This window comes from Dolichospermum sp. LEGE 00246, from assembly GCF_015207865.1.
Classification (GTDB): Bacteria; Cyanobacteriota; Cyanobacteriia; order Cyanobacteriales; family Nostocaceae; genus Dolichospermum; species Dolichospermum heterosporum.
This window is the reverse complement of record NZ_JADEWA010000140.1, coordinates 1-11,469: the sequence shown is the minus strand read 5'-3', so window position 1 is coordinate 11,469 and position 11,469 is coordinate 1. Positions and strand designations below refer to the sequence as shown.

The 11,469-nt window shown below is 39.7% G+C and carries 8 protein-coding genes and 1 tRNA gene; 7 read left to right on the top strand and 2 right to left on the bottom strand.

Going from position 1 to position 11,469, the window contains the following annotated elements; genetic code table 11:
• The first annotated feature begins 182 nt into the window (after positions 1-182).
• The gene (locus IQ228_RS11590; RefSeq protein WP_027403225.1) at positions 183-920 is read left to right on the top strand and encodes a Uma2 family endonuclease; all 738 of its coding nucleotides are present in this window, start codon (positions 183-185) and stop codon (positions 918-920) included.
• An 83-nt stretch (positions 921-1,003) separates the two neighbouring features.
• Here IQ228_RS11590 and IQ228_RS11585 read toward each other — a convergent pair whose 3' ends face one another.
• Complete coding sequence (locus tag IQ228_RS11585) at positions 1,004-2,536, bottom strand: SagB/ThcOx family dehydrogenase (protein WP_193962907.1); 1,533 nt, start codon at positions 2,534-2,536, stop codon at positions 1,004-1,006.
• A gap of 164 nt (positions 2,537-2,700) precedes the next feature.
• Between IQ228_RS11585 and IQ228_RS11580 the strand changes: the two genes are divergently transcribed.
• The 5 genes from IQ228_RS11580 (at position 2,701) to IQ228_RS11560 (ending at position 8,949) form a co-directional block, all read left to right on the top strand.
• Positions 2,701-3,549 (top strand): alpha/beta fold hydrolase, encoded by an 849-nt coding sequence (locus IQ228_RS11580; RefSeq protein ID WP_193962906.1) that lies wholly within the window; start codon positions 2,701-2,703, stop codon positions 3,547-3,549.
• A gap of 153 nt (positions 3,550-3,702) precedes the next feature.
• Positions 3,703-5,409, top strand: a complete 1,707-nt coding sequence (locus tag IQ228_RS11575; RefSeq protein WP_193962905.1) for a serine/threonine-protein kinase — start codon at positions 3,703-3,705, stop codon at positions 5,407-5,409.
• A gap of 441 nt (positions 5,410-5,850) precedes the next feature.
• Positions 5,851-7,089, top strand: coding sequence for a tryptophan synthase subunit beta (trpB, locus tag IQ228_RS11570; protein ID WP_027403229.1), 1,239 nt, complete (start codon positions 5,851-5,853; stop codon positions 7,087-7,089).
• A gap of 587 nt (positions 7,090-7,676) precedes the next feature.
• On the top strand, positions 7,677-8,228 hold the full coding sequence (locus tag IQ228_RS11565; protein WP_193962904.1) for a CAP domain-containing protein: 552 nt from the start codon (positions 7,677-7,679) through the stop codon (positions 8,226-8,228).
• A gap of 91 nt (positions 8,229-8,319) precedes the next feature.
• Positions 8,320-8,949, top strand: coding sequence for a ribonuclease D (locus tag IQ228_RS11560; protein ID WP_039205212.1), 630 nt, complete (start codon positions 8,320-8,322; stop codon positions 8,947-8,949).
• A 739-nt stretch (positions 8,950-9,688) separates the two neighbouring features.
• Here the strand turns inward: IQ228_RS11560 and IQ228_RS11555 are convergent.
• Positions 9,689-9,772: transfer RNA gene (locus IQ228_RS11555), tRNA-Leu, on the bottom strand.
• A gap of 284 nt (positions 9,773-10,056) precedes the next feature.
• On the opposite strand from IQ228_RS11555, the gene murA reads away from it, so the two are divergent.
• Positions 10,057-11,436, top strand: coding sequence for a UDP-N-acetylglucosamine 1-carboxyvinyltransferase (gene murA / locus IQ228_RS11550; protein ID WP_193962908.1), 1,380 nt, complete (start codon positions 10,057-10,059; stop codon positions 11,434-11,436).
• The last annotated feature ends 33 nt before the right edge of the window (positions 11,437-11,469 follow it).

Here is an 11,469-nt window from a genome sequence, read left to right as displayed (position 1 = left end):
CCCCCCACCTCCCCACCCCCTGCTTACCTTCACCCGTCATTTTCAGGTTGACAGACTACTAGTTGGGCAATTTCATCAAATACAGTTGCTGGAGATGTGTTGAGAATTTGATATTGATTAAGTAATGGTTGAAGATTGGTATACAATAGTTTATACACTCAGCAAAAAAGTGAAAGTATATAATGGTTAGCGGCGACTCTACGGCTAAAAATGGTTTTCCAGACCATACTCAACTACCTGAGTCTGACAGTACGCCTGTGTTAGCAAAGCGTACCGTAGGTCAAAATTGGCAAGAACATTTTCAAGGTATTTTACTAACAGAATCTATCAAACCCATATTACAAAAATACCACCCAGATGGTCAATATTGTATTGGACAGGATTTAGGTATCTATTGGAAAATGACTTACACTCCAGAATGCGGTGCAGAATTTCCAAAATGGTTTTATGTGCCGAACGTGCCACCTATTGTCAATGGTGAAATACGACAGTCTTATGTACTTTGGCAGGAATTTATTGCTCCACTAATTGTCTTGGAATTTGTTTCTGGAAATGGTGATAAAGAACGAGATAAAACTCTCTGGAAAGGTAAATTTTGGATTTATGAACAGGTGATTCATCCGGCTTTTTATTGTATTTATGGAGTGAACAAAGCCAGTATAGAAGTTTATCATTTTATGGAAGGACAATATCAATTATTAGCAGCCAATGAACGTGGACATTATCCGATTGCCGTTTTAGGAATTGAGTTAGGGATTTGGCAAGGTAAATATAAAAATTTGGAATTACCTTGGCTACGGTTCTGGGATTCACAGGGTAATTTGTTATTAAGTGGTGAGGAAAGGGCGGAATTAGAACATCAGAAAAATGATCGTCTAATTGCCCAATTAAAGTCCCTTGGTATTGAACCGGAAGTTTAATGATGATGTTGTGATTATGGTTGATATTGTAAGCAGGGGAATAATTTCTTTCTTCTTTCTCCTGACTCCTGACTCCTTTACTTCTACCTGGGTTTTCCTAATGTCGTAATGTAGATCACTGCTTCATCCATAGGGATACCTAAGACATTATTTACTTGGTCATCAAAAAAACCAGCGATGCCACTAACACCTAAGTTAAGACGAATGGCTGCTAAATTAAGCCTTTGTCCTAAAATACCTGCATCCAAGTGTAAATAACGGTAAACACGATCTCCATATTGAGCGATCGCATTTTTTAAATCAGCAGTATGAAATAATACTGCACCTGCATCTCTGCCTAATTCCTGTCCTAAACATAAGAAATGTAATTCTCGACGGAAATTTTTAAACCGAATTTGCCGTAATTCTTGGGCTTTAGGTGCGTAATAATAACAACCCGGATCTAATCCTTCCACTCCAGAAACAGCTACAAATGTTTCTATTAAATTCAAATCAAAATAATCAGGGTGAGGATCTAAATTTTGGTCAATATAATTTTGGGGTTGATAAGTAAAATCAAGTAAAGCCTTCAATTCATCAAAACTTAAATCATCACCAGTATAAGCACGAGTTGAACGGCGTTTATAGAGAGTATTCGATAAATCTGCTAAATCTGCGCCCCAATAAATTGGTGTAGTTCGAGTCGAAAATTTTTCACAAAAAGGGAAGTTATACTTATCTTCCAAAGACTTTTCTAGTTCCACATTTGGTAAATTTAACTTACTACTACTATTCACAGGAATTTGGGTATTTAGATGAAAATATTTCAGCAATTCACCATCAGGAATAGATGGATAATTAGTTGCAGTTGTCGAAGGTAAAGCAGTCCGTCCTAGTGGTAAATTTTGGCGCACATCTAACAAATCTGCCAAAGCTAAAACAGCAGTTGTTCCTTCTTGTTCGTGATCAATATAAAGTAATTCATTAACAGCCTCATCAGCAAAACCGCCAATTAAATGAGAGCGATAATCAGCAATATTACAAGCTAACTGAATATTACTTAAAAGATGCCCCGTATCCAGAAAAATCCGCCGATAAGCCCTGTCTTCATAACGCCAAGCCGAACGATAAAAAACCGCAGTTGTAATCATAGCTAATTGGGTACTTTCCAGGGAAGGATGCCAAAAACAAGCAGATTGTAAACTTTGCCAAACATCACTTTCCCAAAAGTGCATTAACGAATGAGTTCGACATTGATAGTTATAAAGTCCCGGCGGTAATAATGGTGTCCCGCGAGAAACTAAATATACTTCAGCCGGATATAAGCCCCCCGCACTAGGCGCAGAACGTAAGTATACTGTATTACCCAAGGAAGGCATTTTTGCAGTGAGTCCATAACTGTGAAATAATAGTTGAGAAAGCCGCCACCACCATTTGGTATCTTGTTGATTGGCAACAGTTGCCGCTGTTTCTTGCAGATAAGGTTTAAGGTCAATGTCAGAGCCAATTTTATACTCTTTGAACGGTACTGGCTGTTTATTCCAGTCTAAATTACGACTTTTAGAAGCCAGGGTTTCAGGGTGGTACTTAGTCCGGTCGTGATAGTGTTGGGCAATGGATTGTTCTATTTCTGGCATAGTAATTTTAATATCCTTGTAGTTCTACTCTTGATTTTGACATTTATTAGTTCCATTAATTCGTGCTAATCAGTACAATCATCAAAATTAAAAATTAATCCCAAAAAAGTTATTTTTCTGGTAAAATTCCCTCTTCCCCTGTCCTGGAAAAGATTGACAAAATCATGCCTGTACGTCAAACTCTATCAACATCTGATATTCAACTTTCTTATTTAGAATGGAGTCAAGGTCAAGAACCATTACTGTTATTACATGGTATGGCTGATCATGCCTTGGTTTGGTCTAGTTTGGGAGATTATTTAGCAGCAAATTACCATATAGTTGCGCCAGATATGCGTGGTCATGGTGAGAGTAGTAAGCCAGAACAAGATTATAGCTTTGCCAGTGCGATCGCTGATTTGGAAGCATTAATGGACAAACTAGGATGGTCTGCGGCTCATATCGTCAGCCACTCCTGGACAGGGAAATTAGCCGCTATTTGGGCTAGAGAGAACCCAACCAGATTAAAAAGTATCACCTTAGTAGATCCCATTTTTATCTGGAAAATGCCCAGTTTCCTAAAAATCACATTTCCTCTCTTGTATCGCGTCTTACCTTTCCTCAAAAGTATGGGACCCTTTACCAGTTACCAAGAAGCTGAACACAAAATTAAACAACTCAGTCAATATCAAAATTGGAGTTCTTTGCAACAGCAAGTTTTTCAAGCCGCAATTGAACAAAAACCCAACGGGACTTGGGGTAGCAAATTTACCATAGCCGCCCGTGATGGCATTTTTGACGCAGTTATGGAAGTACCAGGTTTTATTCACCCAATTGACACACCTGCCCTCTTTATACAACCAGAAAAAGGTGTAAACCGCCAAAATTGGCAAATTCAACCTTACAAAACCAACCTCAAGAACTTAAGTTTGTGTCAAGTTCCCGGAAATCATTGGCCATTTTTAACCAACCCCACAGAATTTAATCAAACAGTTGCCACTTTTTTAGCATCACAAACATCAGATAATTGGTAATTGGTAATTGGTAATTGGTAGAAAGCAAAATTAAAGATACATATTTACCCCTATTCCCTATTCCCTATTCCCTATTCCCTATTCCCTATTCCCTATTCCCTATTCCCTATTCCCTATTCCCTATTCCCTATTCCCTGTTCCCTGTTCCCTATTATGAGCCTTTGCATTAATCCAGTTTGTCCTCAACCCAACCATCCAGATAATGACGAAAACCGTTTTTGTCAAAGTTGTGGTTCTCAATTGGAATTGATAGGACGTTATCGAGTATTACGTTTATTGAGTGATAAAACTGGATTTGGCAAAATTTACGAAGCCTACCAACAAGACACCCCAAAAATTCTCAAAGTCCTGAAAGAAGAATTAACAAATGATAGTAAAGCATTAGCACTATTTCAACAAGAAGCCAACGTTTTACAACAACTAAATCATCCTGGAATTCCCCAAACAGAAGGTTATTTTCCCTATCAAACCAGAAATAATCTCATCTTGCATTGTATGGTGATGGAAAAAATTGCAGGACCAAATTTAGAACAATGGTTAAAACAACAACAAAACCGTCCCATTTCTGAAGCCCAAGCCATAGTCTGGTTAAAACAACTATTAGAAATATTAGATTTAGTTCATAACCAACAATACCTACATAGAGATATTAAACCATCAAATATCATGATTCGTCCAGATGGACAATTAGTATTAATTGACTTTGGTACAGCCAGAGAAATTACCAGAACCTATTTAGCCAATGGTGGGGGAATGACAGCAATTTCATCATCAGGTTATAGTCCCCCAGAACAAATGCGAGGACAAGCCATACCTTCATCAGATTTCTTTGCTTTAGGACGGACATTTGTATTTTTATTAACGGGATTTTCCTCCGAACAATTGTATGATCCTCATTTAGATATTTTACAATGGCGACATCATGCCAATCATATTTCTCCATTATTATTAGATTTCATTGATTGGTTAATGTCAATGGCAGTCAATCAACGTCCTAGCAATGCTGAAGAAATTTCTAGAAGATTAGCAGAAATTGAATATCAACTCACAGAAAATGCATCCACAACCAGGAATATTGGCGGGTTAGGAAAAACGGAAATAATTAATAACCCAACCACCAATAATACCATTATTACCCCGCAAAAACAACCTGAAAAATTACCATTATTATCCTGGTTTGCAGCTTTAATATTTTCTTTATTACTACTTTGGTGGGTATCATTAGCATTTAGAAATACCAAATTTGCGGCTTTACCTCCTGACTATGGACAAGCACCAGTTAAACAAGGTAAAGTTGATTATTTTCCCTATGAAGAAGGAAAAGATAGTCAAGGGAGAGTTGCCGAATTTAATATTGCGGTTTTATCAGTAGAATATAAATGGCAATTAGGCAGTACATATCCAATTAAATATAATGATCAAACTATTACCCTTGATTCCTTAAAATCTAATTTAGAACAAGAAGGAATTCAGAAAATTATGGAAAATCCCAGCGAGATTATTTCCGTAGGCACAGCCTCTTGTGAAGGTGATATTACCGCCGAACAAAGACGTGCTTTAGAACGTTCTCAGCAAATCCAATTATTAGGAAAAAAGATATTTAGTAGTACACCCAGTGTTAAAGGTTATCGCTTATTAAATCTGGGACAATTTCAGAGAAAAGATTGTCAAGCAAGCCTTGATTCAACAGCTTATCAACGTAGTATTATTATCATTGGTGTCAAAAAACAAGCTGAAGGGGTAATATTAGATGAAGCTTTAAGAGATAGATTAGAGAAAAAGCCTTTCGCTGATTTTAAATTAGAGGATTATTCTCTAGGTTCAATAGATAAATTTAAAACAGTACCTAGTAATTTATAGTAATTATCTATTGCTCACGAGGGAATAAGATGAAATTCTCTTATTTAACTCTTATTTAAATAGAGAACTCTCTAGTTCCCATGCTCCGCGTGGGAATGCAGTTAAGAGGCTCTGCCTCAATTATAACTGGAGGTAGAACCTCGAAAATGGCATTCCCAGTCAGAGACTGGGAACGAGGGAATAAGATGAAATTCTCTTATTTAAATAGAGAACTCTCTAGTTCCCATGCTCCGCGTGGGAATACAGTTAAGAGGCTCTGCCTCAATTATAACTGGAGGTAGAACCTCGAAAATGGCATTCCCAGTCAGAGACTGGGAACGAGAAAGTCAGAGACTGGGAACGAGAATTGTGGAGATTGGGAAGGGGGGACTAGCTAGAAGCCCTGACTACAATATTGTTCTAGAATTACAATTAACTTTGTTCTCTTATTTTACCCAATCCGTGACTACTACTCCTCTCTCTCCTCATTTCTCACAAACGGCTTCAGTACCTGATACTCTAGGACGTTTTGGCCGCTTTGGTGGTAAGTATGTTCCTGAAACTTTGATGCCGGCGTTGGCTGAATTAGAAGCAGCATATCAGAAGTATCGCCATGAATCGGCTTTTCAAGCTGAATTACAAGGTTTATTGAAAGATTATGTCGGACGGGCTACTCCTTTGTACTTTGCTGAAAGGCTGACTGCTAATTATGCTCGTCCTGATGGTACAGGGGCGCAAATCTACTTGAAGCGGGAAGATTTGAACCATACTGGCGCACATAAGATTAATAATGCTCTCGGTCAGGTATTATTAGCCAAGCGTATGGGTAAACGGCGGATTATTGCGGAAACTGGTGCAGGACAACATGGTGTAGCAACGGCGACTGTTTGCGCTCGGTTTGGTTTGGAATGTATTATTTACATGGGTGTTCACGACATGGAACGCCAATCTTTAAATGTGTTCAGAATGCGGCTGATGGGGGCGGAAGTTCGTCCGGTGTCTGCGGGGACGGGAACTCTCAAAGATGCCACTTCTGAAGCCATCCGGGACTGGGTAACGAATGTGGAAACGACTCATTACATCCTGGGTTCTGTGGCTGGTCCCCATCCTTACCCGATGATGGTTCGGGATTTTCATGCGGTGATTGGTGAGGAAACTCGCGCTCAAGCTCTGGAAAAATGGGGTGGGTTGCCTGATATTCTGTTGGCTTGTGTGGGTGGTGGTTCTAATGCTATGGGACTATTTCACGAGTTTGTGAAAGAATCATCTGTGCGGTTAATTGGGGTGGAGGCTGCTGGTGAGGGTGTGGATACTGGCAAACACGCAGCTACTCTGACAAAGGGACAGGTTGGTGTGTTACATGGTTCGATGAGTTATCTTTTGCAGGATGATGATGGACAGGTGATTGAACCCCATTCTATTAGTGCTGGATTGGATTATCCTGGTGTTGGTCCTGAACACAGTTATATGAAGGATATTGGCAGGGCTGAATATTACAGTGTGACGGATGCTGAGGCTTTGGAGGCGTTCCAACGCTTGTCGAAGTTGGAGGGCATTATACCAGCTTTGGAAACTTCTCATGCGATCGCTTACCTGGAAACTCTCTGTCCTCAACTTGCAGGTAGTCCTAAGCTCATTATTAACTGTTCTGGGCGCGGCGATAAGGATGTGCAAACGGCGGCTAAGTTCTTAATTCACTAATTATACCCAACACGGCTTGATTGTTTGATTCACAAGGTAGGGGTTTAGCTCATGCTCATTGGTGTCAACTTAACGTAAAACCTCTATCCCGCAAAGAACTCAAGTCATCTCATTCCCCTGCTCTGACTGGGAATGAATTCTAGAAGGCTCTGCCTTCCATAATATTAGAGGCAGAGCCTCATTAACTACATTCCTAGTCAGAGACTAGGAACGAGATGTGGTAGGGATTTGAGCTTAAGTTGACACCAATGGCTCATGCTTTACCCCTACTGCTATTCCTACCTTGATCTAACTCTTCCTCGGTGACTCCTGCTACAAGTTTTTGTCAAAAATAATTGATTAATAAAAATAGTATCTATGACATCTATCATTGGATACTACTTATTGCTAATAATTTTGATTAATAATGTAGTGTAAATAACATTTATTAATTTTATAGTCATGAGTGAGATATGACTGCTTTGAATTGTGAAAATTTGATGATTCTTTAGTTTATATTCGGCAAATAGTATCCTGGTAAGTATTCTGATAATCAGAAGATAGGGTATATATCCAGTAAATCCATACATTACTTAGCTTAAAAATCTATGTTACGACAAACTGCTTTTGGCATCGCTTTAAGTACGCTTGTCATCGCTAGTGGCTATATGACTGCTGCGAATCCAGATAATAGTTCTGCTAAACAACCTGGCGGATATCAGCCTTCATCACTGGTGACAAGTCAAGCCAAAATATCTAATCTTGGGTTTGAAACTACTAATTTAGAGAAATCGGTTTTTACTCAAATTAATCAATATCGGGCAAAACGCGGGCTAAAACAACTAAATTTAAGCGAAAAAATCAGTCAGCAAGCCAGGATTCACAGTCAAAATATGGCGACGGGTGAAGTTCCTTTTAGCCATCAAGGATTTGAACAGCGGGTGATGGCGATTCCTCTTAAATACACTAGTGCGGCAGAAAATGTGGCTTATAATACTGGATATAGCAATCCTGCCAATGAGGCGGTTTCTGGTTGGTTAAAAAGTCCCGGTCATCTGAAGAATCTTCAGGGTAAATATAATTTAACTGGGGTTGGTGTGGCTACTAATCAGAAGGGGGAAGTGTATTTAACGCAAATATTTTTGAATGCTAATAAGTAGGGGTTGCTGATGGGGTAGGAGTCAGGGGGAAGAAAGAAATTTTGGGTCATGTTGTCTGGCAAAATAAAGATAATTTATATTTGATAAGTTCATGACATTACAAGATTTTCAGGTTAGCGATCGCGACTTAAGTGATGAAATTCTGGCTGAGTATTTAAGATATCCGGCGATCGCTGTTGATACGGAAACGATGGGACTTTTACCTGGGCGCGATCGCTTATGTCTAGTTCAACTCTGCAACCCGGAAGGACAAGTCACAGCCATTCGGATCTCTAGAGGACAAACGGTAGCACCAAATTTGAAAGTTTTAATGGAAGCAACTGATATTGTCAAGGTTTTCCACTTTGCCAGATTTGATGTTGCTACTTTACGGCAGAATTTAGATATTATTGTACAGCCCATTTTTTGTACTAAAATTGCTAGTAAGTTAGCTAGAACTTATACAAATCGTCATGGTTTAAAAGATGTGGTTTTAGAGTTGGAAAAAGTGGAATTAGACAAAAGTTCCCAATGTTCTGATTGGGGTAATGCTAGTAATTTATCTGATGCACAATTAAGTTATGCGGCTAATGATGTCCGTTATTTGTTAAGTGTACGAGAAAAGCTTACAACTATGTTAGAACGGGAAGAACGTTCGCAAGTTGCCCAAGAATGTTTTCAAGTTTTACCCACAATAGTTACTTTAGATTTATTACAATTCAAGGATTTATTTGAACATTGATAAGTAGGTTGGCGTTGAAAATTGTCGTTATAGCAAGGCAAGAGGCAAGAGGCAAGAGTAAAGAAGTTTTCAGCGATTTTACGTTTCTTTACACAGTTTGGTTTTAGGGACTTCCAAATAAAAAAATACTCAACCACCTAACGCAAAAATCTCTCAAACCCTTATTCCTCTGTGTCCTCTGCGCCTCTGTGGTTCGTTAATCAGGATAATTTATTTCTTGGAAGTCCCTTATTGTGTTCACCTACTTACAGCAGGAGTCACCATTATTCCTCAAATTACCCCACCCTAACCCTCCCCGATGCTTTGGGGAGGGGACTGATTTTTCCGGTTTCCCCCAAAGCATCGGGGGGATTAAGGGGGGTAATTTAACTTGTGTGTACACGATAGCCTTTATAAGGTAAGGGGTAGAACATTTGATACAGCAATTATGACTTTTCAAACACCCTCTTAGAGTTATCCAATTTAAAAAGTATCCCAAATTTTCTTGTGGTGCGGGCATCTTGCCCGCTAACTATACAAGAACGTTTTAGAGAACTCCACAAAAAGAAATGCCCAATGTCACTCTGTTCGCGCAGCGTGCCAGAGGCATTACGAAACGAAGTGTAGTGAATAATCTCTTGAGATGTTTCGTTTCGCTATGGCTAACGCCACGCTCGGCGAACGCTACATTCAGCATGACAAAACAGGATCATTTATTTTGTGGCTTACGCTTAGTAAAAAGCTACATCCAGAATTAATATGCGGAACCCGGGACTTGAACCCGGAAGCCCGTGAAGGCACTAGAACCTGAATCTAGCGCGTCTGCCAATTCCGCCAGTTCCGCAGGCATCGAATCTTATTAACAGTCTATCATTATTGCCTAATTTTTTTGATTTGTCAAGAAAAGATTTGCCAGAATAGAGACAGAACAATTTTAAAATTTTGTTCACATCTAGCCAATCCCCATTTTTCCAATCAAGCTGGCATACTGCATGATAGAATCTAACGGCATTTATGGCATTTGACAACTTAGAGAAGACTCTTCTTTGCTTTTAGCCAGAAGATAATCGACTTAGAATAAAAAGCAACGTCAAACCTTTATAATTACGTACTTTTGGAGGTAGGCTTATTAATTCTTCTAGCAGCTTACCAGATGCCAAGTCTTCACTGGCAACAGACTCCTCAGTCTTGCAAATCAGTGGAGGGCATCCTTTGGGGGGTCATGTAAAAATTAGCGGAGCTAAGAATTCCGCCCTGGTAATCATGGCTGGAACATTCCTCTGTTCCGGTGATTGTCGCATTCGCAATGTTCCCTTATTAGCGGACGTAGAACGGATGGGACAAGTTTTATCAGCTTTAGGATTACGTTTAAATAGAGAAGAGGACATTTTAGATGTTGATGCGCGAGAAATTACCACATCTAAAGCCCCTTATGAACTAGTTACCCAACTGCGAGCCAGTTTTTTTGCCATTGGTCCAATTTTAGCTCGACTAGGAGTAGCACAAATGCCCTTACCAGGGGGTTGTGCCATTGGTGCTAGACCGGTAGATTTGCACGTCAGAGGACTGCAAGCAATGGGCGCAGAAGTGTTAATTGAACACGGTATTTGCAATGCTCATGTTCCTGGGAATAATGGCAGATTAACAGGAGCAAAAATCTATTTAGATACTCCCAGTGTTGGTGCGACAGAAACCTTGATGATGGCTGCTACCCTAGCAGATGGAGAAACCATCATTGATAATGCTGCCAGAGAGCCAGAAGTAGTTGATTTAGCTAACTTCTGTAACTCAATGGGAGCAAAAATTCAAGGTGCAGGAACAAGTACAATTACGATAGTCGGTGTACCTAAATTACACTCTACTGATTATACTATTATTCCTGACCGCATTGAAGCAGGAACATTATTAATTGCTGGTGCAATTACCCGTTCTGAACTACTTCTATCTCCTGTTGTACCAGATCATTTAATCCCCGTTATTGCCAAGTTACAGGAGATTGGTATATCTATTATTGAGGAAGGGAAAGATTGCTTACGGATTTTGCCAGCGAAAACTCTCAAAGCTATAAATATTGATACCTTGCCCCATCCTGGCTTTCCTACGGATATGCAAGCACCTTTCATGGCTTTACTAACTGTAGCTGAAGGTGACAGTATCATTAACGAATCAGTCTTTGAAAATCGCTTGCGTCATGCTTCTGAGTTAAATCGTCTGGGCGCGGATATCCGTGTTAAAGGTAATACTGCTTTTGTCCGGGGAGTGCCAGTATTATCGGGCGCGCCAGTCATAGGCACGGATTTAAGAGCTTCCGCAGCTTTAGTCATAGCCGGATTAGCAGCGACGGGAACAACCATTGTTCAAGGATTACACCACTTAGATCGAGGCTATGATCGTCTGGATCTAAAGTTGCAGCAGTTAGGAGCGAAAATTCTGCGCGTAAATGAAGCATCGAAAGATGTAGATTTACTTGCTAATAACACTATTACCCCACCCTCAGTTTCTATCTAAGGTTTGAGTATTTTGTCTCTGTGAATTTAATGG